This is a genomic window from Clostridium sp. K04 (assembly GCF_019734375.1).
GTDB lineage: Bacteria > Bacillota > Clostridia > Clostridiales > Clostridiaceae > Clostridium > Clostridium saudiense.
In genome coordinates this window covers 17,843-41,190 of the sequence record NZ_JAASHD010000010.1, presented here as the reverse complement: position 1 = coordinate 41,190, position 23,348 = coordinate 17,843, and the positions used below count along the sequence as shown (strand labels likewise).

Genomic DNA, 23,348 nt, shown 5'->3' with positions numbered 1-23,348 from the left:
AAATGAATAATAAAATACTTGTATTAGCTGGCCCTACAGCAGTAGGAAAAACGGCTTTATCGATAGAATTAGCTAAGAAGTTAAATGGCGAAATAATATCTACTGATTCTATGCAAATATATAAATACATGGATATCGGTTCAGCTAAAATTACTACTGAAGAAATGGATGGAATAAAACATCATATGATAGATGTTACTACACCAGATAAACCATTTTCCGTAGTAGACTTTAAAAATATGGCACAACCTATTATTGATGATTTACTATCAAAGGATAAACTTCCTATTTTAACTGGAGGAACAGGCCTTTATATAAATGCATTAACATGTAATATGAATTTTACTGATGCAACTAATGATGAAGCTTATAGATTAGAATTAGAAGAACTTGCAAAAGAACACGGTGATATTTATATTCATAATATGCTTAAAGATATAGACCCAGTAAGTTATGAATCAATACATCCAAACAATAGAAAAAGGGTTATAAGAGCTCTTGAAGTTTATAAGGTAACTAATAAACCATTTAGTTCTTTTAATGCAGGAGAGGACTTCTACAAAAGTAAATATGACGTACATTACTATGTATTAAATATGGATAGAGAAAAACTTTATCAAAGAATTAATAAGCGTGTAGATATTATGTTTGAAAAAGGTCTTTTAAATGAATGTATTAAATTAAAAGAAAATGGGTATAATTCTCTTATGCAGGCAATGCAGGGTATAGGATATAAAGAAGTTTTAATGTATCTTGAAAATTCTATATCATTAGAAGAGGCTACAGAAATGATTAAACAAGGATCAAGAAATTATGCTAAACGTCAATTAACATGGTTTAGAAAAGATCCAAGAGCTATTTTCTTAAATAAAGATGAATTATCTGATGAAGAGATAATTAATATAATAACAAATGATATAAAATCTAATTAGTTATTAGCCATGGAGGTGGTTATATTGAATAAACAAAGCAATAATATTCAAGATATCTTTCTAAATAATGCTAGAAAAAGCAAAACAGCTGTATCTATTTATTTAGTAAATGGATTTCAATTAAGGGGTATCGTTAAAGGATTCGATAGTTTCACTGTAATTTTAGATAGTGAAGGTAAACAAATGCTTATATATAAACATTCAATTACTACTATTACACCAGCAAAACCATTACCTTTTTCTGATAATGAAAACATATAGGAGCTGCAAATTGCAGTTCCTTTTTCTTTAATTTTTAATTTATTTTTGTAAAAACTTTATATTTTGTTTTATATTATATATAATAGTTATGAAATATTATAAAATGGAGGAACTTTAATGTTAAGAGAAACAGAAAAGTTAATGATGGAAGCATACAACATTAAGCCAAGTGTATTTGAAGTATACAAACAAGCTTTAAATGATGTAGAAGAACAATTTAAAATTTATGATGAAATAAGAGAGTATAACCAACTTAAGGTTCTTAATGCATTTCAAGAAGAAAGAATAAGTGATATGCATTTTACAAATTCATCTGGTTATGGTTATGATGATATTGGTAGAGATACTTTAGATAAAGTTTATGCAAGAATTTTCAATACTGAAAGTGCTTTAGTTAGACCACATTTCGTAAATGGTACTCATGCTATAGGATGTGCCTTAATGGGTAACTTAAGAACTAATGATACTATGGTTTGTATCACAGGAGCACCATATGATACTTTACATAACATTATAGGTATTAGCGGTAAAGAAAATATAGGCTCATTAAAAGAATATGGAGTAAATTATAAGCAAGTTGATTTAAAAGATGGTAAATTCGATACTGAAGCTATTATAAAGGTTCTTAAGGAAGACCCATCAATTAAATTAGTACATATTCAAAGAAGTACAGGATATGGTTGGAGAAAATCATTCTTAGTATCTGAAATTGGTGAAATAATATCAGTAATAAAAGAAATAAGAAGTGATGTTTGTGTATTTGTAGATAACTGCTATGGTGAATTAATTGATACTATAGAACCTACAGATGTTGGTGCTGATTTAATTGCAGGTTCACTTATTAAAAATCTTGGTGGTGGTATAGCACCAACAGGTGGATATATAGCTGGTAAAAAGAAATACGTTGAACAAGCTGCATACAGATTAACAACTCCAGGTATAGGAGGGGAGTGTGGCTCTACATTCGGCGTTATGAGACAATTTTACCAAGGACTATTCTTAGCCCCTCATATAGTAATGGAAGCTCTTAAAGGGGCTGTATTCTGTGCTAGAATAATGGAGATAGCAGGATTTGAAGTATTACCTAAATATAATGATAAAAGAAGTGATATAATTCAAGCTATAAAATTTAATGATAGAGAAAAATTAATTCAATTCTGTAAGGGAATTCAAAAAGGTTCACCTATTGATTCTTATGTTGAATGTGAACCATGGGCAATGCCAGGATATAACGATGAAGTAATTATGGCTGCTGGAGCATTCATTCAAGGATCTTCAATTGAATTATCAGCTGATGCACCTATAAGAGAGCCTTATATAGCTTACCTTCAAGGTGGATTAACATTTGATCATGCTAAAATTGGTATATTAATTTCTTTAAATAGCATACTATAATTAAAAAAGCGAAGAATTTCTTCGCTTTTTTAATATTATTATTTATCATTAATAATGCTTTGTTCAATTACACTAATTAATTCACTAGCTTTATTATTTATAAAAGAATCCTCTGTCACAGATACCTCATTTTTAGCATCATTATTTTGATCTTCTTTATTACTTTCTTGAGGGCTTAATTGATCTATCTCACTAATTAACTTATTTACCATAATACTATTAAAATCATTTCTATCATCTTGTTTTAAATTATCTATATCTTCATATACATTATTATTATCATTTACATCATCAATCTCTTCAATAATTATTTTAATACCAGCATCTTTAATGCTATCTTCATAAACTTTACTTTCTTCTTCATTTTCTATAATAGAATCATCTTCTTTATTTTCTTCTAACTTTTCTTCATTAAAATCAATAGCAGTAGTTTTATTTTCATTGTTCTCTGCTTCAATATAAGTTGGTAGGAGAGAAGTATCCTCTAACTTTATATCATCCTTAGAAGTATACACATTAAATAACTCATCATTTTCTAGAGAAGAAGTATTATTATTTAATAAGTAATCATAATTATTAGGAATCACATATAAAGTTTTTTTGCCTTCATCATTTTTCTTAGAAAAGAATAATAATATAATATTTAATAAATCCTCAGATGATAATATTGCATTTGCAAATGATAATGAATATAAGTATATATCAAATCCTATGTTATTAATTAATACTATAGGCAATATGGAAAATAGTAAAAATGGGGTAATTAAGCTTAAAATCATAAGCCATGTATTTGTATTTTCTTCAAGCTCTGTTGTTACAATTCTTTTTTTATTAAAAAATACTAATTTATTTTTTTTATTTGTAAATGCCTTAGAATAGAAGAGTGTATGAATAAATTCATGAGGTATTTGAATTAAATAAAAGTTAAGTGCATAGAATAAAACAAAATTTATTACAGTAACTTTTATATCATTAATTGTATTAGAATTTAATGCCAACATATAACCTAATTCATAACCATATAAAATAACAAATAAAATCCTAATAATTATTCTTCTATTTAAATATTTATCTCTATCATAATCCTTTATTGGGCAAATAATATTTTCACTATCAAAATCCTCCTTTTTCTTTATAAATCTCCCTAAAACAATTTGCATAAGAACCACACACCTTTAAAATATAATAAAAAAGAATCATACAATAGTGTATGATTCCTTAATTATTAATATGTCCTAAACAAACCAACTAATTTACCTAAAATGACGCAATCTTCAACTATAATTGGATCCATTTTATCATTTTCAGGTTGTAATCTTATATAATTATTTTCTTTATAGAATGTTTTTAAAGTAGCTTCATTTTCAATTAAAGCAACTATAATTTCACCATTTCTTGCAGTCTGACATTTTTCAATTATTGCTAAATCACCATCGAAAATACCAGCATTAATCATACTTTCTCCACTTACATTTAACATAAATAATTCTTTATTATGCTTAATATAATCAAGCGGAACAGGGAATATTCCTTCAACATTTTCATTAGCTAGTATAGGCATACCAGCTGTAACTTTCCCTATGATGGGAATGTTAACCATTTCCTTTCTTGATGAATGATCTATAATCTCAAGAGCTCTTGGTTTAGTAGGATCTCTCTTTATTAATCCTTTTGACTCTAAACGTTTAAGATGACCATGAACAGACGAAGTCGATCTTAATCCAACAGCTTCACAGATTTCTCTTACTGAAGGAGGGTATCCTTTGTTATCAGTGAAAGTTTTTAAAAACTCATAAATTTCACTTTGTTTATCACTTACTTCTCGCATTTTCAACACCTCGCTTTTGTTATCATTATATCATAAGAATAGCACTATATCAAACCTATGTTCTTCTATTTGTAAAATATTTTAGTTGAAATATTTTTAATAAACTGGTAAAATAACAAGGTTAAAATAAACAGGTGGTGATTTAATGACTTATAAATATACTGAAGATGATTATTGTGATCTTTTTTCAAAAAAAATATGTGATAATTGCGGTAAATGTTTAGAAGAAGATGGGATAGATATAAGAGCCATAAATATTGATGATATAGCTAAGACTGTAGAAGAGAATTCATTTATAGAAGAAGAACTTAAAAATGCATTAGAAGCCTTAAAGGAAGAAGAGAAGGATTCTGAAGAAAATATAAATGAAGAAATAACATTAGAGAACTATAATGATATTCTAGATAAAATGGATTTAGAAGATGATTATGTAGATGCGTTTGATAATATTGTATACTTCGATGAACTAGGTGTTGATAATGATACTGAGTTAGATGAGTTAACAGAAGAAATATATCCTGGAATAAGAAAAATGAAAAAATAGAAATTATTAAAAATGAAAGAAACTTATTTATTTTTTGAGTTTCTTTCATTTTTTTTATATTTAATTATTAATTTAATAACAAAATGCCATTTTCATGGGCAATGAACATATGTTCTTTATTTACTTTTTATACTTGCTAATGGATTAGATTTAGCAGCTTCTCTTAAAATTTCTTCATCTACATGAGTATAAATTTGGGTTGTTGATATATTTTCATGTCCTAATATACTTTGAAGGCTTCTAATATCAACATTACCATGCTTGTACATAAGTGTAGCAGCTGTATGACGAAGCTTGTGAGGAGTATATTTTTCATTAGTTAATCCTGCATTCTTAACATGTTTTTTAACAAGCAATTCTACAGTTCTTTTATTTATTGGAGTACCTCTAGATGATAAGAATAAAAATTTTTTATTTTCATCTGTAGCCTTATTATCATTACGTTTTGCAAGATAATCTTCAATTGAACTTATACATGCTTCATTTAAGTAAACAGTACGTTCCTTATTACCTTTACCTATAATAGTTAATGTATCACCTTTTATCTTATCTATTTTTATAGAGCATAATTCAGATAATCTCATGCCACAATTTAAGAATAAAGTTAAAATACAATAATCTCTTAAGTAATTACAATTCTTTTCATCTAAAGAGGAGAGTAGAGATACACTTTCTTCTAGTGTTAAATAAATTGGATGTCGTTTATTTATTTTCGGTGACTCTAACTCAGATGCTGGATTATAAGTGATTATTTTTGCTTTTCCATGCAAATAATTAAAATACGATTTAATTGTGGCAACTTTTCTAGCTCTTGCATAAGTTCCATTATTTCTTTGCTTTTCTACAAATGATAAAAAGGCATATAAATCACTTAAATCTATACTTTTTAAAAAAGTTTCATCTAAATCATTTATAGGTATTTCTTCAAATTCTATATCATCTGGTATGTAATAACCTTTATATACTTTTAAATACTTAAAAAATAAACTTAAATCAATTTTATAAGCTTCAATTGTATTATAGGATTTTCCTTTAATAGTTTCTAAATAACTTAAAAAATCAGCTAATACTTTAGGCAATTTATTATTATTTTGAACTTCAATACCAAATCTATTTTTTTGTTCTAAATTATTATAAGTATCTTTTTTTACAATTTCGTTTAGATCAAAGTTATTTTGTTTATTAGTTTTAGTATTTTTATCATTTTCATCCATGTAAAATCCTCCTTAAACTAGATTTAATTCTGATTTCATTATATCATAGCTATTTTGCGCTAACAATGACATTTATTTCGCTAAATGGTTATTTAGCGAAATAAATTTTCGAGTTATTTTTGTATTTTTAGCATATATTTTTTCATTTTATACTATTTTTAGATATTTTAATGTAAATTTTATTATTTATTTAAATTTTTTCTTATAAATAAACTTTTTTTAAAGTTACTATCTTTTTTATTAAATTTTAAATTTCAACTATGATATTCTTTTAATAAATTTACATTTATTTTATAAGTTAAATTTTTATTTTTATATAATTCGCTTTTATTTAAATTAAATTATATTCTAGCAAATAAATTTTATTAATTTAATTTTAAATAAAAAAATAAACGCATTATCTAATACGTTTATTTTTCAACTTCAATAATTTTTGTTATTAAATCAGCTTTTAATAATTCTGATTTTGAAAATCCTTTTCTGAAATATCTTATTTGTTTATACATTTCTCCATTCATTTCAAAATCCAAAACATCGATTCTGTCACCAGAATAAATAATCGGATCTTTTTGACCTTTAACTGTAACTTTAATCTTCATAATTAACTCCTTATTTATTCATTTGTTTAATTATATTTTAAGTATACAACATACATTTATTTTTATAAAGAAAAAAGGAAAAGTTTATAAAACTTTTCCTTTTAATATTAAGTGTATTATTTAAATATTCCAAAAGGCTTACCAACTGGTAAAAATACCTTTCCAAAGTGCTTATTTAATACAGCTGCACCACATCCGTAGAATGACATAATAGCTATTAATAATTCTGACCAAGCAGCTAATCCATGTGAAAGTTCTGGCATTATTCCAAATGAATTTAATGATAATCCTAAGAATAAGAAATCAATTAAAACAAATATTGTGAATAATACTTTGTGAGTTTCCATTGCTCCAATTGTCATGAATATTGTAAATATTAAATATCCTAAAAATGCAAATCCTAATTGTTTAGTATCTGCTGTTGCAGCTAACTTTTCACCAAATACTCCATTTTGGATTAACCAAGTGAATCCCATTGCATACCAGAAGAATGCATATGCTCCAAATGCTGTTGCTCCAAATGTGTTATCATGTTTAAAATCATTAATACATGCAAATAATTGTGCTGTTGCTCCTAGGAATATTGCCCATGGGAATACTAATGCTACCCCTGAAGTTATTCCTAATTTTTGTGATGAAGCTACTAAAGTAATTATTGCTAGTCCAAATAATCCTAATGCTGATGGATCAGCAGTTACAATTTTTATCTTTTGCGTGTTTTCCATAATTTCCTCCTAAAAAATATAACTTTTATTACGACCTTATCAAGATTATCAGAAACTTAAATTCTTGTCAATAAGTTATATTCTTTTATTGCTTTTTACTATTATATTCCTCTATTTTTTTTGCTATATCTTCTAAATATTCTTGACGTTCATACTTTTCTAATAATTCCTCTTCAAGCTTAGTTTTTTCTTGATCTAATTCATTTAATAAACCATAACTACTTGAATTTTTTATCATTTCCTCTTCTATTTCTGCAATTTTATTTTCTATAGCTTCAATATCAGTGTATATAGTTTCAAATTCCTTTTGTTCTTTAAAAGTAAACTTTGGTCTTTCGTCTTTATTTTTCACGTAAGTTTTTTTCTTACTTATTTCAGCTTTATTATTTTGCTCCGCTTCTTTTTCTTTTAAAAATTTAATTTCCTTATTAATTAAATAATCACTATAGTTTCCATTATATATGTTAATTAATCCTCTACCCTCAAATGAAAATATCTTATTACAAATTCTATCTAAGAAATATCTATCATGGGAAACAACAATTACAACACCTATAAACTCATCAATAAAATCTTCAAGTATTTTTAATGTTTCTATATCAAGATCATTAGTTGGCTCATCTAAAATTAATACATTTGGAGCTTCCATAAGCACCCTTAGTAAATGAAGTCTTCTTCTCTCTCCTCCTGAAAGCTTTTCTATCATTGTATATTGCATTGTACCATCAAATAAGAAACGTTCTGCAAGCTGAGAGGCGCTTATTTTAGTTCCATCTTCTGTAGGAATCCACTCTCCTCCTTCTTTAACATAATCAATAGCTTTCATAGATAAATCCATATGTGAATCATCTTGAGAAAATGTAGATATCTTTACAGTTTCACCAATTTCTATATTCCCCTCATCTGGAGTAATAGAGTTTCTAATTATATTAAGTAGTGTTGTTTTCCCTACTCCATTGTCTCCAATAATTCCAATTCTATCTTCTTTTAATACTGTATAATTAAAATTATCTATAAGATTTTTAGTTCCATATCCCTTGCTTATATTTTTCAATTCTATAATTTTTTTACCTAATCTAGTTCCAATGAAAGACATTTCTAAATTAGCCTTTGGAGCTATATATTCCTCATTAATTAAATCATCAAATCTTTGAAGCCTTGCCTTTTGTTTTGTTGTTCTAGCTTTAGCCCCTCTTCTTACCCATTTCAACTCTTTTAATATTAACTTTTGCCTTTTCTCTTCACTAGCTGCTTCTAATTCTATTCTTTCAGCTTTCTTTTCAAGGAATGCACTATAATTACCTATGTAAGTATATATATTTCCTCTATCTAATTCTAAAATTTTATTAGATACTCTATCTAGGAAATATCTATCATGAGTAATCATTAATAATGCACCTTTTCTATTATTTAAATATTCTTCTAGCCATTCTATAGATCCTGAATCTAAATGGTTAGTAGGCTCATCTAGTACAAGTAACTCACATGGTTTTATTAATGCTGATGCTAAAAATACCCTCTTCTTTTGTCCACCAGATAAAGTACCCATTTTCATAGTATAATCATTTATTCCAAGCTTAGTTAATATAACTTTAACTTCACTTTCTAAATTCCATAAATTTAAGGAATCAATTTTTTCTTGAGTTTTTATAAGCCTATTGTTAATATCTTCATTAAATTCTTCATTTTTAGTTTTATCTAGTAAATTTTCATATTCCATCAACAATTTCATTTCAGGGGTATCACTATTAAATACTTGTTCTAAAACTGTTGCATTAGCATCAAACTCTGAGTTTTGTGAAAGGTACTCTACTCTTACTCCCTTACCTTTTGTAATACTTCCATCAAAGAACTCATCTCTTCCTGTTATTATTTTTAATAATGTAGACTTTCCACTACCATTTAATCCAATAAGCCCTATTTTATCACCATCATTAATTCCAAATGAAACATCATTTAATAAAACTTTTTCACTATATGTCTTTTTTATATTTTCAACTGTTATTAAATTCATCGTCTTCTCCTTTGATTAGTAATTTATTCACTAATTTTATCACATTTATATAAATTAATGCAAAAAAATTAGGCATACTAAATTTATGCCTAATATATCCTTACCTATTTAATAGAAAATGTAATCTTTGTACTTCTTCATTTTTATTTAGCCACCAATTCCTATACCATATATATATCAATTCTCCTCTTTTATCTATAATATCTAATAATCTTATTAAGATATTAACATTAAATTCTTCTTTATTATTTATAAATATTGTTTTAATTTCATCTTTACCCTTGCATCCAGATACATATAAAAGTGATTTATCCTTTTCATCTTCATATATGTGATAACCTAAATTAGAAAGCAAGTTAGTTATCCCCTTATCTAATCTCTCATTAGTTGAAATTTCACTTTTATATTCCTTAATATCATCACTAATTAAGAAATCTTCACTTTTTATAATAACTTGAAAACTATTATTTATGATTTCTTTGTTAGCATCGTACTCCTCTTTACTAATAATTAAAAATGGATATAAATTAGATAAAAGCTTATAATTTTTTTCTTCATATTTATTATCAATTACTTCTATAAAATCTAATTTGTTAATATCAATTTTGTTTTCTTTAAGATAATCATTTGTATTTTTATAACTATATTCCTTTAATACTTGTGGAATAATATCGTCATATGCTTTTAAAGCTAAATGTAGATTCCTTATTCTTTCATCTACATATTCATACTCAATTATTTCTTCCTCATATTTAAGCTCATCCTCTTCAATTTCTTCATATAAATAATAACTTGGTATGAATCTAATTATTTTCTCTAAATCATTCTTATTATCAATCTTATCATAACAATAATCTAATATATTTCTTTGAATATCACTTAAAGATTTAACTTTATTTTCTAAACTTAAAAATTCTTCATATGTAGTTAATGTTTCTTTTAAATTTAGTATACATTCATATAAATTATCTTCATTCGATACATTATCATCAATTTCATCTAATACCTTTTCTTTAAAAACCTGAGTTAAAAATTTGAATGAACTTGAAAATAACTTTAAATTATCAATATTCTCCATATATTGATTATAAATCTCTTTTTCTCTTTTATAATAAGCATCCTGAACTTGTTTATTTTTATTAGTTATTTTCTTATAATTAAATATTTGAGAGAATTTATACCACTTTATATCTACGATTTCCCCTAACAATTTTTTATTATGTTTGTAATTAATTTTTTTGACTTCTTCTAGCAACTGTTCAGGAGTATAATTTTTATAATAAATTTCTTCATTTTCAAAATCACTCGTGTATTCATTATTATAGATAGGAGGCATAAATGCAAAACTATTATTCAAAATGCCACTTAATTTTGTTATTATTTTTTTTATATCACTTACATCTATATTATCTTTTATAATTTCAAACTTTTTATTTCCTTTAAACTTTAAATACTTTATATATATATTAATATAATTTCCTGCAATAATTTTATCGATTTCTTCTACAACTGTTTCTTCTTCATTTCCAATTACTTCTTTACATTTACTTAAAATCGAAAAAAACCTAAAAGATTCATCTTTAAAATCTAAACTTTTCTTAGTTATTGAATATAAATCATTTAATGACCTTCCTAAATTATCTTTTTCTATGAATGTCAGAAATGTATTTATAATATTTCTTTTATTATTATTTATCTCTCTATTAAGTACTATAAGCTTCTTTGACTTAATTGAATCTAAATTGTAACATGAATTCAAATCTTTATATTTCTTTTCAACTCCTTCTACAGTAGCATTGTTTAATATATATTCTTGTAAATAATTTATAACATAATCACTTTTTTCATTATTTCTAATTATAGCAATTCTATTCCCTTGTATATAGTTTTTAATTAAGTTATCAAAAGTTGAGTTTTTCAATAAATATTCATAAATCTCTTTCATTATTTAGTGTAATCCCCTTATTGTATTATTTACTATAACATATGATTACTAAATAAATTACATTACAATATTAGTTAGATTACACTATAAATAAGCTATATTTAATAAAAAATCTACTTTAAGTTAATTTCAATTAACTTAAAGTAGATTAATATTTTAACTAAACAGTAATTTCACTTTTTATTTCTAATGCATCCTTATTTTCATCTATAATAGGTGAAACATATTCAGCAATAAATTCAACAACTTGACTTGGAGCTCTACCTACAAATTTTTGTGGATCGATTATTGCTAAAATTTCTTCTCTTGATAATCTAAAGTAATCATCTGCCATGATTCTTTCAATTAAATCATTATTTAACCCTTCACCCTTAACTCTTTGAGCTGCTGCCATTGAATGTTCTCTAATTCTTTCATGTAACTCTTGTCTATCGCAACCCTTTTTAACTGATTCCATCATTATATTTTCTGTTGCCATAAATGGTAATTCTTCATTAACATGTTTAGCTATTACTTTATCATAAACAACCATATTTTCAGCAATATTAATATAAAGATTTAAAACACCATCTAAAGCTAAGAAAGCTTCTGCTACTGATATTCTCTTATTAGCTGAATCATCTAATGTTCTTTCAAACCATTGCGTAGAAGCTGTTATTGCAGGATTTAAAGCATTAACTACAACTGTTCTTGCTAAAGCACCCATTCTTTCACTTCTCATTGGATTTCTCTTATATGCCATAGCTGAAGATCCAATTTGATGTTTTTCAAATGGTTCTTCTACTTCTTTCATACTTTGTAATAATCTTAAATCATTACTAAACTTATATGCACTTTGTGCTACTTCTGATAAAGTATTTAAAACTATAGAATCAATTTTTCTAGGATATGTTTGTCCTGTTACTCCATAACTCTTTTCAAATCCCATTTTTTCAGCTACATATGTATCTAATGCTTTAACTTTACTTTCATCACCTTCAAATAAATTCATAAAGCTTGCTTGAGTTCCAGTTGTACCTTTAACCCCTCTTAGTTTCAATTTACTTAATAGAAAATCTATATTTTCTATATCTAAAACTAAATCTTGCATCCATAATGTAGCTCTCTTGCCAACTGTAGTCAATTGAGCAGGTTGAAAATGTGTAAATCCTAATGTAGGCATATCCTTATATTTCATTGCAAAATTTGATAAATGATTTAAAACTGTAACTATCTTTTTCTTAGTTAATAATAATGCATCTCTCATTATTATTATATCAGTATTATCCCCAACATAGCAGCTAGTAGCACCTAAGTGTATGATTCCTTTTGCATGAGGACATTGTAATCCATATGCATATACATGACTCATAACATCATGTCTTACTTCTTTTTCTCTTTTTCTTGCCTCATCGTAATTTATATTATCTATATTAGCTTTTAACTCATTAATTTGCTCTTCTGTTATATTTATTCCTAATTCTCTTTCCCCTTCAGCTAAAGCAACCCATAACTTTCTCCAAGTTGTAAATTTCATATCATCAGAAAATATATAACTCATTTCCTTTGATGCATATCTAGAGTTTAATGGCGAATTGTATAAGTTTGTCATTTGAACACCTCCGAATAATTTATGCTTTTAACATAATATAATTCGTATTATATCATATTTTTATTTTTTTTGTTAGTAATAATAAAAAAAAATTTTCATATTATTTATTATAATACATATTACGGAGGAATTATTATGTGTAAATTAAGTACCTTTGATAAGTTTTCAGCCATTGTAGTTTTACTAGGATCATTAACATGGGGGATAATAGGAATATTTAATATTAATATTCTATCAGTATTATGTGATGGTTCACCTACTATTTTAAGAATGATATATATTTTAATATTAATATGTGCTATTGATTTAATATCTTTAATATTTAGATGTAATATTATAACATTTAATACAGATAAGTAAACTAGTAAAACATACAATAAAATAAAAAAAAGTGCTTACGCACTTTTTTTATTTTAGTCTTCTAAAGTTTCGATTAATTTAGCGATTTCTTCTGCTGCTAAAGTTTCATCATCACCGCTAGCTGTAACTGTGATGTTAGCTCCTTTAGTAACTCCTAAAGATAAAACACCAATTAAGCTTTTAACGTTAGCTTTCTTTCCGTTAAATTCAATGCTTACATCAGATTTGAAAGATGAAGCTTTCTTAACTAATAAAGTCGCTGGTCTTGCATGTAAACCAGTTCCATTGTTTACTATTACTTCTTTAGATACCATTAAAACACACCTCTTTACGTATAATATATTATATATCTAACGATTACATTATATACTGTCCTTAAAATAATTTCAATACTAAAATGTCTTTTAATATAAACTTATTTTTTATCTAGGTTGTACAATTAATTTTATAGCTGTTCTTTCTTCACCATCAATTTCTATGTCAGTAAAGGCAGGTATACATACTATGTCTCTTCCACTTGGAGCAACAAAGCCCCTTGCAATTGCTATAGCCTTTACTGCTTGATTTATTGCACCTGCACCTACAGCTTGTATTTCTACAATATTTTTCTCCTTAATAATTGCTGCTAGAGCACCTGCCACTGAATTTGGATTAGATTTTGTTGATACTTTTAATACTTCCATTTGTATTTCTACCTCCTGATTTAAAATCGTTTACATATGATTGTTTATAAATTCTTATAATTACTTATATGATTATATATTCTACAAAAGACTGAAATCTCCTTTTAATTTTAAAAAAAATTTAAAAAATTTTTAAAAAAAATATAAAAAATGCATTTTGTAATAATACAAAATGCATTTTTTTATTTATTTAGCAAAATCCACTGCTCTTATTTCTCTAATTACATTGATCTTAATTTGCCCTGGATACTCTAATTGTTCTTCAACACTTTTAGCTAAATTACGTGCTAATTCAATTGAACCAGCATCGTCTAATTGTTCTGGTTTAACCATGATTCTAATTTCTCTTCCAGCTTGAATGGCATATGACTTATCTACGCCCTCATAAGAATTTGCAATTTCTTCAAGTTTCTCTAATCTCTTAATATAAGCTTCTAACGTTTCTCTTCTAGCGCCTGGTCTTGCTGCTGATATTGCATCAGCTGCTTGAACTAAAACAGCTTCCATAGACATCATTTCAACATCACCATGGTGAGCAGCAATAGCATTTACAACTAATGCTGATTCATGATACTTTTTAGCAAAATCTCCTCCGATTAATGCATGAGGTCCTTCTTGCTCTTGATCTATTGCTTTACCGATGTCATGTAATAAACCTGCTCTTTTAGCTAAATTTACATCAAGACCTAACTCTGAAGCCATTACGCTTGCTAAGTATGCAACTTCTATTGAATGCTTTAACACATTTTGACCATAGCTAGTTCTATACTTTAATCTTCCTAAAAGTCTTATAATTTCAGGGTGTAAACCATGTACACCTGTTTCTAAAGTCGCTTGTTCGCCTTCTTCTTTAATATCATTTTCAACATCTTTTTTGGCTCTTTCAACCATTTCTTCAATTCTAGCTGGATGTATTCTTCCATCTACAATTAATTTTTCTAGTGCTATTCTAGCTACTTCTCTTCTTATAGGATCAAAGCTAGATAAAATAACCGCTTCTGGAGTATCATCAATAATTAAATCTACTCCTGTTAATGTTTCGAGTGTCCTTATGTTTCTACCTTCTCTTCCAATAATTCTGCCCTTCATCTCATCATTTGGTAAAGCAACAACATGAACTGTAGATTCAGATACATGATCTGCTGCACATCTTTGAATTGCAGTAGTTATAATTTCTCTTGCTTTTTTATCAGCTTCTTCTTTAGCCTTTGACTCAATGTCTTTAATCATTAAAGCTGCATCATGAGAAACTTCCTTTCTAACTTCTCCAAGAAGAATTTCTTTAGCTTCTTCTGAAGTTAAAGTAGATATTCTTTCTAATTCTTCTCTTCTTTTAGCATGTAACTGCTGAACACTTTCTTCCATTTGATCAATTTCTTGCAATCTTTTATTGATAGTTTCTTCTTTCTTTTCTAATAGATCACTCTTTTTGTCTAAAGATTCTTCTCTTTGAAGAATTCTTCTTTCAAGCCTTTGAATTTCATTTCTTCTCTCACGAGAATCTCTGTCTAAATCATTTCTTAGTTTGTGAACCTCTTCTTTAGCCTCTAAAATAGATTCTTTCTTAGCAGCTTCAGCTTCTCTTTTAGCCTTTTCAACTAAATCTTTAGCTTCATTTTCTAAAAATAAAACCTTCTTTTGTGTGGCCTTTTGTATTGCCTTGTATACGATAAACCCGAATACCGCTAATACAACAATATCAACCAATATAATTGTTAATATCTCCAAACTAACACCTCCTCGTATAAATCTCTATTTATAATTTAATAGAGAACGTCTAGGTGTCATATTATTCTCACTGTCCCTATGAATATGATAAACCAGTATTTGTTATTATTTTACCTTATAAACAAAAATATGTCAAGATTAGTTCCTTGCTATGTATACACACTAAATTGCTTAAAGATATTTCATTAATAGTATTTCCTATTTATTTATTTATATTAAAAAGGATATGCAATTTATAAAAACTACATATCCTTAATTATTATTTATTCGCTAACTTTTTTAGCTGACCCTTTAGTTTTATCTACCATTAGCGGTAATTCATATTTACTTCTAATTTTATTTTCTATTTCAAGAGCAATTTCAGGATTATCTTTTAAATATTGTTTAGCATTTTCTCTTCCTTGACCTAATCTTATATCCCCATAAGAGAACCAAGCTCCGCTCTTTTGAACAATATTTTCTTTAACACCAACATCAACAATATTTCCTGTTCTTGATATTCCTTCATTATACATTATGTCAAATTCAGCTTGTTTAAATGGAGGTGCTACTTTGTTCTTCATAATTTTTACTCTTGTTCTGTTACCAACAATTTCATCACCTTGCTTAATTGAATCGATTCTTCTAACATCCATTCTAATACTTGAATAGAACTTAAGAGCTCTTCCCCCTGTTGTTGTTTCTGGGTTTCCGAACATAATTCCAACTTTTTCTCTTAATTGATTAATGAAAATAACAACACATTTAGATTTATTTATAGTACCTGTTAATTTTCTTAAAGCTTGAGACATTAATCTTGCTTGTAAACCAACATGAGAATCACCCATTTCACCTTCAATTTCAGCTCTTGGCACTAAAGCTGCTACTGAGTCAACTACAAGTACATCTATGGCTCCAGATCTAACTAATGCTTCTGCTATTTCAAGCCCTTGTTCTCCTGTATCTGGTTGAGATACTATAAGATTTTCTGTATCAACACCAAGGTTTCTAGCATAACTTGGATCTAATGCATGTTCAGCATCTACGAAAGCAACAGCCCCACCTAACTTTTGAGCTTCAGCTGCAACATGTAATGCAACTGTAGTTTTACCTGAACTTTCTGGTCCATATATTTCAATAATTCTACCTCTTGGTACTCCTCCAATTCCAAGAGCTATGTCCAAATCAAGACATCCAGTAGAAATTGAGTCTACATTTAAAGTGCTATGTTCACCTAATTTCATTATAGACCCTTTACCAAATTGTTTCTCAATTTGACTCATCGCATTCTCAATTGCTTTTAATTTATTTTCATCAATATTTGCCATTAAATAATCACCCTTTCATGAACATTTGTTCTTATGTTTTTAATTATAAAGTATTATTTATTTGTAGTCAACATATATTATAATTTTTTATTGAAAAAAGAGCCCTTTCTATATATTCTTTATATAGAAGGAACTCTTTGAATTATAACCAATTTATTTCATTATTAAACCTTATTTCATAGAAATAGCTGCCTTATTTTTAACAAAATAATCAACACCTGAAATTATTGTAATTATTACAGCTAATATTAATAAAATATTAGGAACATAAGTAAAGAACCCATTTAAAAATGCATTATTACTTACAAAATTAATTGCTGCTTGTGATGAGACAATATTAACTTCTACTAATAATGTAATAATTGCAGCCATTTGAGTTACTGTCTTTATTTTTCCCCACCAGCTTGCAGCAATTACAATACCATCTGATGCAGCTAAAGTTCTAAGACCAGAAACTGCAAATTCCCTTGCAATTATTATTACTACAGCCCAGCCTGGTATCATATTTAATTCAACCAATGAAATTAATGCCGCTGTAACTAGTAACTTATCCGCTAATGGATCCATAAATTTCCCAAAATTAGTTATTTGATTTCTACTTCTAGCTATATGACCATCAAGTTGATCAGTAATCGATGCGATTATAAATACCGCTGTTGCAACTATTGAACCATATGGAATATCCCTTACTGCTATAAAAACTAAAAATACTGGAACTAGAAATATCCTAATCATTGTCAATTTATTTGCTAAGTTCATCAAAAATCTCCCCTATTAAATCGTACTCCATAACATCAGTAACCTTAACTTTTATTATATCGCCTATACTTAATCCGTCATGCTTCTTAATATAGATAAGCCCATCGATTTCTGGAGCCATTTCGTAATTTCTACCAATGAAATATTCTCCATTGTTGCTATCTATTATGGTATCATAAATATTTCCTATTTTCAATTTAATTTGTTCTTTAACAACATCTCTTTGAATAGCCATTAATGTGTTTTGACGTTCTTTCTTTATATTTTCTTCTATTTGGCCATCCATTATTGCTGCTGGCGTATCCTCTTCTTGTGAATATGCAAATACCCCTACATTTTCAAGCTTATAATCTTTTAAGAATGTTGCTAATTCATTAAATTCTTCTTCTGTTTCTCCTGGGAATCCTACTATTAATGATGTTCTTAATGCTATATTAGGAACCTTATTTCTTAAAGTTTCTATTTTATCAATTATAGTTTCCTTATTAGTTCTTCTTCCCATTTGCTTTAACACTTTACTACTTATATGTTGAATAGGTAAATCTAAATACTTCACAACCTTATCGTTATTTGCAATTTCTTCAATTAATTCATCAGTAATTTCTTCAGGATAACAATATAGAAGTCTAATCCATTCTACTCCATCAATTAATGAAATTTTTCTAACTAAATCATGAAGCATTCTTTTTCCATAAATATCAACACCATAATCAGTTAAATCTTGTGCTATTAATATTATTTCTTTTACTCCATTGTTAACTAAAAGATTTACTTCATCTAAAATATTTTTTTCTAATCTACTTCTAAATTTTCCTCTTATTTTAGGTATTATACAGTAAGTACAAAAGTTATTGCATCCTTCTGCTATTCTAACATAAGCTGTATGTTGCTTAGTTGTTAATAATCTAATACCTTCATTAACCCCTTCATCACTATAAGCTGCTGATGAAATTCTCTTATGATCTTTGATAAAATCTAAGATTAATCTGTGTAATTTCATATAATCATTAACTCCCATTAATATATCTATCTCAGGAATTAATTCTAATAATTCATCACCATATCTTTGAGTTAAACACCCAGTAGCAATTAACATTTTACATTTATATTTATTTTTGTACTCAGCCATTTCTAAAATAGTATCAATAGATTCTTGCTTTGCACTTTCTATAAATCCGCATGTATTTACTATAATTATATCTGCTTCCTTAGCGTTATTTGTAATTTCATAATGTTTATTTATAGCTCCTAAGATTAATTCTGAGTCTACTCTATTTTTGTCGCATCCCAAACTAACCATTCCAACTTTATATTTACTCAACTTTTTTCCTCCTAAGTATAAATAATAATACTTATTTTAATTTAACTATCTCATATTTACAAGTATTTTATATTGTTATTCGTTATATCTATCTTCTTTACCAACCAATACCTGCCTTGGTCTACTTCCATCTTTTTCTGATATTATACCATGTTCTTCTAGTTCATCCATAATCCTAGATGCTCTATTAAATCCTACTCTTAATTTTCTTTGAATAAAAGATGTTGATGCTTGTTGATAATCAATAACCAATTTCATTGCTTCTTCTAGCAATTCATCAGTATCACTACTACTCATTGCAGCTTCATTACTTGATTCACTATTTATATGATTAATAATATCTTCTGAATAATCAACATCATCTTCTGAGTTTTTAATATACTCAACTACATTTTCAACTTCCTCTTCTGAAATAAATGCTCCTTGAACTCTTAAAGGTTTATTTTCACCTATAGGATAATATAACATATCACCCCTACCTAATAGTTTTTCTGCTCCAACTTGATCTAGTATAGTTCTTGAGTCAGTTCCTGAAGATACTGCAAATGATACTCTTGATGGAATATTTGCTTTAATTACCCCAGTAATAACATCAACTGAAGGTCTTTGAGTAGCAATTATTAAATGCATACCAGCAGCTCTAGCCATTTGTGCCAATCTACAAATATAATCTTCAACATCATTAGGACATGCCATCATTAAGTCTGCAAGCTCATCTACTATTACTACTATATAAGGTAGCTTTTCTTGTATTTCACCCTTTTCATATAGCTTATTATAAGATTCTATATTTTTAACTTTCATTTGAGAGAATAAATTATATCTTTTATTCATTTCATTTACTGCCCAATTTAATGCACCAGCTGCTTTCTTTGGATCTGTAACAACAGGTATTAACAAATGTGGTATTCCATTATAAACACTTAATTCAACAACCTTAGGGTCAACCATAAGTAACTTAACCTGTTCTGGAGAGTACTTGTATAATAAACTTATTATAAGAGAATTTATACATACTGACTTACCTGATCCAGTAGCACCTGCAATTAACATATGTGGCATTTTACTCAAATCACCAACTATACATTTGCCTGTAATGTCTTTTCCTAATGCAAAAGCTAAATTTTTTGATGTATTAGTAAATTCCTTAGAATCTAATACTTCTCTTAAAAATACCGGAGATTGTTTCTTGTTAGGAACCTCTATACCTATAGCTGCTTTACCTGGAATTGGCGCTTCCATTCTAACACCATTTGCTGCTAAGCCTAAAGCAATATCATCTTGAAGGTTAACTATTTTAGAAACCTTAACTCCTGGACTTGGCTGTAATTCAAATCTTGTAACAGAAGGCCCCTTAGTAACTTGTACTACTTTTGCTTCAACTCCAAAATTAGAAAGTGTTTCTTCAAGCTTATTAGCATTATCTATCAAGTCTTTTTTATCTTCATTTTTAAGTTTTAATTTAGAATTTATATTTAATAAATCCATTGTAGGAAAAGCATATTCTTTTTTTTGTACTTCACCTGATTCATTTAAGGATTCTTCAATTTCCTTACTTACAACTTCTTTATCATCATGAGATAAATTTTTGTTTATCTTTTTAGTTTCACTACCTTTAGCAACAATATATTCTTCTTGCATCCCAGATTCACTAGAGAAATCTTTATCTAAATCAAAGTCTTGAAGAGGATTTACATCTTGTAGCTCAGAATTTCTCATAAAGTCTAAAATTTGTATTTTATTATTTATACCTTTAATAAAATCTTCTTTCTCGTTATTATCATTTTCTGGAACAATAACTTCTATAGTATCATTAGTAACCTTTCTTTCAGATTTCTTACTAACTTTACTTTTTTGATTTTTAACGTTGCTTCTTCCACCTCCTACAAGTCCATCTATCAATCCCTTACCTTTAACATATATATCATATAATGTTATATCCATTAATAAGATACTTCCTATAGCAAACAATGTAATATATAATATGTAACTTCCTATATATCCTATTAACATAGATAAAGGATAAGCTATTATAAATCCTAAAAAGCCACCATGCATACTATAATTAGTTGAAAACTTCATTTCTCTAATTGTATCTATAAATCCTTTACTAATTCCTTGCCCTACAGCAAAATTGATAGAAATAGTACTACAAAACAACCAAATTACTACAGCCATTAATGTAATACTAAAAAACCTTCTAGAATATTTAATAGTTCCCTTTGATTTTATTGTATCTATACCAAAATATATTAAATATATCGGAATGATATAAACAACTACTCCGATAAAATGATACATCACTCTTCGTGTAAATATAGATAAAATCCCAGCTAAATCTGTATATGTTGAAAAACATAATAAAATTCCTACAGCAACATATATTATAGCTTTGATATCTCCTTTCTTTTCAATAGATGAATCTTTTTTCTTTTTACTAGTATTCTTCTTTTTACTGCCCGTTCCCATCAAATCACCTCTGTACTTAAAACATCATTTTAGTAAATTTTATTATATTATAGCTTATAAATATTTTAAACACATTTCAAACAAAAAAGAAACTCCTATATGGAATTTCTTTTCATTGTTTTCATATTTTATTTTTCCTCTTCTTTTTCCTTTATTAATTCATTTAATTTAGCTAATGCTTCTTTTATACCTCCAACTTTATCAATTAATCCGCATTCAACTGCCTGCTCTCCAATCAACATTGTTCCCATATCATTTAATAATTCATCTGACTTTAACATCATTCTTTCTAATTCATCTTTATCAATTTTTGAAGTTCTTACAATAAAACTATTAATTCTTTCTTGCATCTTCTTAAAATAATGGAAAGTTTGAGCTACCCCTATTACAAATCCATTCATTCTAACAGGATGTACAATCATAGTTGCAGATGGTGTAATAAAAGAATAGTCTGCTGATGTTGCTAATGGAACACCAATAGAATGTCCTCCACCTATTACAATAGAAACTGTTGGTTTTGATAATGAGTAAATCATTTCTGCTATGGCCAATCCAGCCTCTACGTCTCCTCCTACTGTATTTAAAACAATTAATACTCCTTTAACCTTATCATTTTGTTCCATGGAAATTAATTGTGGAATTAAATGTTCGTATTTTGTTGATTTTGTTTGTGGTGGTAATACAACATGCCCCTCAACTTGACCGATTATAGGAAGTATTTGAATACTTTGATCTGGCCCAGTCATATTGGTATTTCCTAATTCTCTGATTTCAGATAGTTTTGCTTGGTCCTTCTTCAAACTTTCCTCTTCATGTTTTTCACTTTCATTTCCAGTCTCATTTTCACTATTTATATTTCCAGTACATTTCAATTCATTTTCATTTCCGTATGTAACATTATAATTAACATCCATAAAGTTATCCTCCTATTTTTTTCATTTAACCTCTTATATCTAAAACTACAGCATAAAGTATTTTTCCATTTTTATATGTCCCTTCAATTCCAACTACAATTTTCTTATCATAATTAGGAACTCTAATACTTCCTCTAGTCATTTCTAATTCAGTTATTTCATCATCCCATATATACGCACGAATTTTTTTAGGTTTTTCACTAAACTCAAAATTTATCAACTCACCTGGTCTTACCTTTAATGAAGATTTCTTCAACAAAACTTTATAATCATCATAATTACTACCAGCAAGTTCACTTTCTGTATTTTCATTTGTTATAGTAAAGTTATAACTACATAAGTATTTAGTAGAATGTTTCCCTCTTAATCTAACTATTAACTTAGGAATTGATTCATTTTCTTTTTTATTATCATTTTGTTTTTTCTCTTCTGTAGTTTTTTCAGGCATATTTTCACCATTTTCAATTTCATTTGCCTTTTTTTCTTCTTCTTTTTTTCTTATATCGTCTAATCTTTGCTGATCAACTTTGTGACGTTCCTCCTTTAACTCTTTTTTTACATCTTCTAACCTTCTATATGGCTCACCCTCACTGTTTTCTTTCGATTCTCCTTCCTCACTCTCAATAGGTTCTGAATATACTAAATTACTATTTATAGTTAGTAATATAGTTAATATTAAGTTAAATAAGAAAAATTTCTTTCGCATATAACAACACCTCTAGAGTTTCTTTCAAAAGTAGTTTTCCCATAATACAAAAA

At 27.3% G+C, this 23,348-nt stretch carries 22 protein-coding genes; 5 read left to right on the top strand and 17 right to left on the bottom strand.

Going from position 1 to position 23,348, the window contains the following annotated elements:
* The first annotated feature begins 2 nt into the window (after positions 1-2).
* The 3 genes from miaA (at position 3) to HCG70_RS05850 (ending at position 2,588) form a co-directional block, all read left to right on the top strand.
* Positions 3-932 carry a tRNA (adenosine(37)-N6)-dimethylallyltransferase MiaA gene (miaA, locus tag HCG70_RS05860; RefSeq protein WP_042398723.1) on the top strand — a complete coding sequence of 310 codons (930 nt, stop codon included), beginning with the start codon at positions 3-5 and terminating at the stop codon, positions 930-932.
* 24 nt (positions 933-956) lie between these two features.
* A complete protein-coding gene (hfq, locus tag HCG70_RS05855; RefSeq protein ID WP_042398720.1) occupies positions 957-1,193 on the top strand; it encodes an RNA chaperone Hfq in 237 nt (78 codons plus the stop codon).
* Positions 1,194-1,334: 141 nt separating this feature from the next.
* Complete coding sequence (locus HCG70_RS05850) at positions 1,335-2,588, top strand: aminotransferase class I/II-fold pyridoxal phosphate-dependent enzyme (protein ID WP_394805648.1); 1,254 nt, start codon at positions 1,335-1,337, stop codon at positions 2,586-2,588.
* Between the two features lie 38 nt (positions 2,589-2,626).
* Here the strand turns inward: HCG70_RS05850 and HCG70_RS05845 are convergent, their stop codons facing one another.
* Positions 2,627-3,748 carry a DUF3267 domain-containing protein gene (locus HCG70_RS05845; RefSeq protein WP_042398714.1) on the bottom strand — a complete coding sequence of 374 codons (1,122 nt, stop codon included), beginning with the start codon at positions 3,746-3,748 and terminating at the stop codon, positions 2,627-2,629.
* Between the two features lie 65 nt (positions 3,749-3,813).
* Positions 3,814-4,422 (bottom strand): transcriptional repressor LexA, encoded by a 609-nt coding sequence (gene lexA, locus HCG70_RS05840; protein ID WP_221697556.1) that lies wholly within the window; start codon positions 4,420-4,422, stop codon positions 3,814-3,816.
* Between the two features lie 139 nt (positions 4,423-4,561).
* Between lexA and HCG70_RS05835 the strand changes: the two genes are divergently transcribed.
* On the top strand, positions 4,562-4,960 hold the full coding sequence (locus HCG70_RS05835; protein ID WP_042398708.1) for a hypothetical protein: 399 nt from the start codon (positions 4,562-4,564) through the stop codon (positions 4,958-4,960).
* Positions 4,961-5,076: 116 nt separating this feature from the next.
* On the opposite strand, the gene HCG70_RS05830 is transcribed toward HCG70_RS05835, so the two are convergent.
* The 6 genes from HCG70_RS05830 to purB form a co-directional block, all read right to left on the bottom strand.
* Positions 5,077-6,174 carry a tyrosine recombinase XerC gene (locus tag HCG70_RS05830; protein ID WP_078061328.1) on the bottom strand — a complete coding sequence of 366 codons (1,098 nt, stop codon included), beginning with the start codon at positions 6,172-6,174 and terminating at the stop codon, positions 5,077-5,079.
* Between the two features lie 410 nt (positions 6,175-6,584).
* A complete protein-coding gene (locus HCG70_RS05825) occupies positions 6,585-6,773 on the bottom strand; it encodes a hypothetical protein (RefSeq protein WP_042398705.1) in 189 nt (62 codons plus the stop codon).
* Between the two features lie 116 nt (positions 6,774-6,889).
* Positions 6,890-7,498, bottom strand: coding sequence for an acetate uptake transporter (locus HCG70_RS05820; RefSeq protein ID WP_042398701.1), 609 nt, complete (start codon positions 7,496-7,498; stop codon positions 6,890-6,892).
* An 85-nt stretch (positions 7,499-7,583) separates the two neighbouring features.
* Positions 7,584-9,512: an ATP-binding cassette domain-containing protein gene (locus HCG70_RS05815; RefSeq protein WP_195948526.1), complete on the bottom strand. Its 1,929-nt coding sequence runs from the start codon at positions 9,510-9,512 to the stop codon at positions 7,584-7,586.
* Positions 9,513-9,612: 100 nt separating this feature from the next.
* Positions 9,613-11,457, bottom strand: coding sequence for a hypothetical protein (locus HCG70_RS05810; RefSeq protein WP_221697555.1), 1,845 nt, complete (start codon positions 11,455-11,457; stop codon positions 9,613-9,615).
* 160 nt (positions 11,458-11,617) lie between these two features.
* Positions 11,618-13,048, bottom strand: coding sequence for an adenylosuccinate lyase (gene purB, locus HCG70_RS05805; RefSeq protein WP_042398693.1), 1,431 nt, complete (start codon positions 13,046-13,048; stop codon positions 11,618-11,620).
* Positions 13,049-13,183: 135 nt separating this feature from the next.
* On the opposite strand from purB, the gene HCG70_RS05800 reads away from it, so the two are divergent.
* On the top strand, positions 13,184-13,408 hold the full coding sequence (locus HCG70_RS05800) for a DUF378 domain-containing protein (protein WP_221697554.1): 225 nt from the start codon (positions 13,184-13,186) through the stop codon (positions 13,406-13,408).
* 53 nt (positions 13,409-13,461) lie between these two features.
* Here the strand turns inward: HCG70_RS05800 and HCG70_RS05795 are convergent, their stop codons facing one another.
* From HCG70_RS05795 to HCG70_RS05755, 9 genes are all read right to left on the bottom strand, one after another.
* Positions 13,462-13,722, bottom strand: coding sequence for an HPr family phosphocarrier protein (locus HCG70_RS05795; protein WP_042398687.1), 261 nt, complete (start codon positions 13,720-13,722; stop codon positions 13,462-13,464).
* Positions 13,723-13,830: 108 nt separating this feature from the next.
* Positions 13,831-14,091, bottom strand: a complete 261-nt coding sequence (locus HCG70_RS05790) for a stage V sporulation protein S (RefSeq protein WP_042398685.1) — start codon at positions 14,089-14,091, stop codon at positions 13,831-13,833.
* Between the two features lie 186 nt (positions 14,092-14,277).
* Positions 14,278-15,819, bottom strand: a complete 1,542-nt coding sequence (gene rny / locus HCG70_RS05785; protein WP_042398684.1) for a ribonuclease Y — start codon at positions 15,817-15,819, stop codon at positions 14,278-14,280.
* Between the two features lie 263 nt (positions 15,820-16,082).
* Positions 16,083-17,126, bottom strand: a complete 1,044-nt coding sequence (gene recA, locus HCG70_RS05780) for a recombinase RecA (protein ID WP_042398682.1) — start codon at positions 17,124-17,126, stop codon at positions 16,083-16,085.
* A 171-nt stretch (positions 17,127-17,297) separates the two neighbouring features.
* On the bottom strand, positions 17,298-17,885 hold the full coding sequence (gene pgsA, locus HCG70_RS05775) for a CDP-diacylglycerol--glycerol-3-phosphate 3-phosphatidyltransferase (protein ID WP_042398680.1): 588 nt from the start codon (positions 17,883-17,885) through the stop codon (positions 17,298-17,300).
* Complete coding sequence (gene rimO, locus HCG70_RS05770; RefSeq protein ID WP_042398678.1) at positions 17,869-19,206, bottom strand: 30S ribosomal protein S12 methylthiotransferase RimO; 1,338 nt, start codon at positions 19,204-19,206, stop codon at positions 17,869-17,871. The genes pgsA and rimO overlap by 17 nt, the downstream gene beginning before the upstream one ends.
* Before the next feature lie 75 nt (positions 19,207-19,281).
* Positions 19,282-21,675 carry a DNA translocase FtsK gene (locus HCG70_RS05765; protein ID WP_195948525.1) on the bottom strand — a complete coding sequence of 798 codons (2,394 nt, stop codon included), beginning with the start codon at positions 21,673-21,675 and terminating at the stop codon, positions 19,282-19,284.
* A gap of 128 nt (positions 21,676-21,803) precedes the next feature.
* Complete coding sequence (locus HCG70_RS05760) at positions 21,804-22,589, bottom strand: ClpP family protease (protein ID WP_078061327.1); 786 nt, start codon at positions 22,587-22,589, stop codon at positions 21,804-21,806.
* Between the two features lie 25 nt (positions 22,590-22,614).
* A complete protein-coding gene (locus HCG70_RS05755) occupies positions 22,615-23,295 on the bottom strand; it encodes a hypothetical protein (protein ID WP_055277687.1) in 681 nt (226 codons plus the stop codon).
* Between the last annotated feature and the right edge of the window lie 53 nt (positions 23,296-23,348).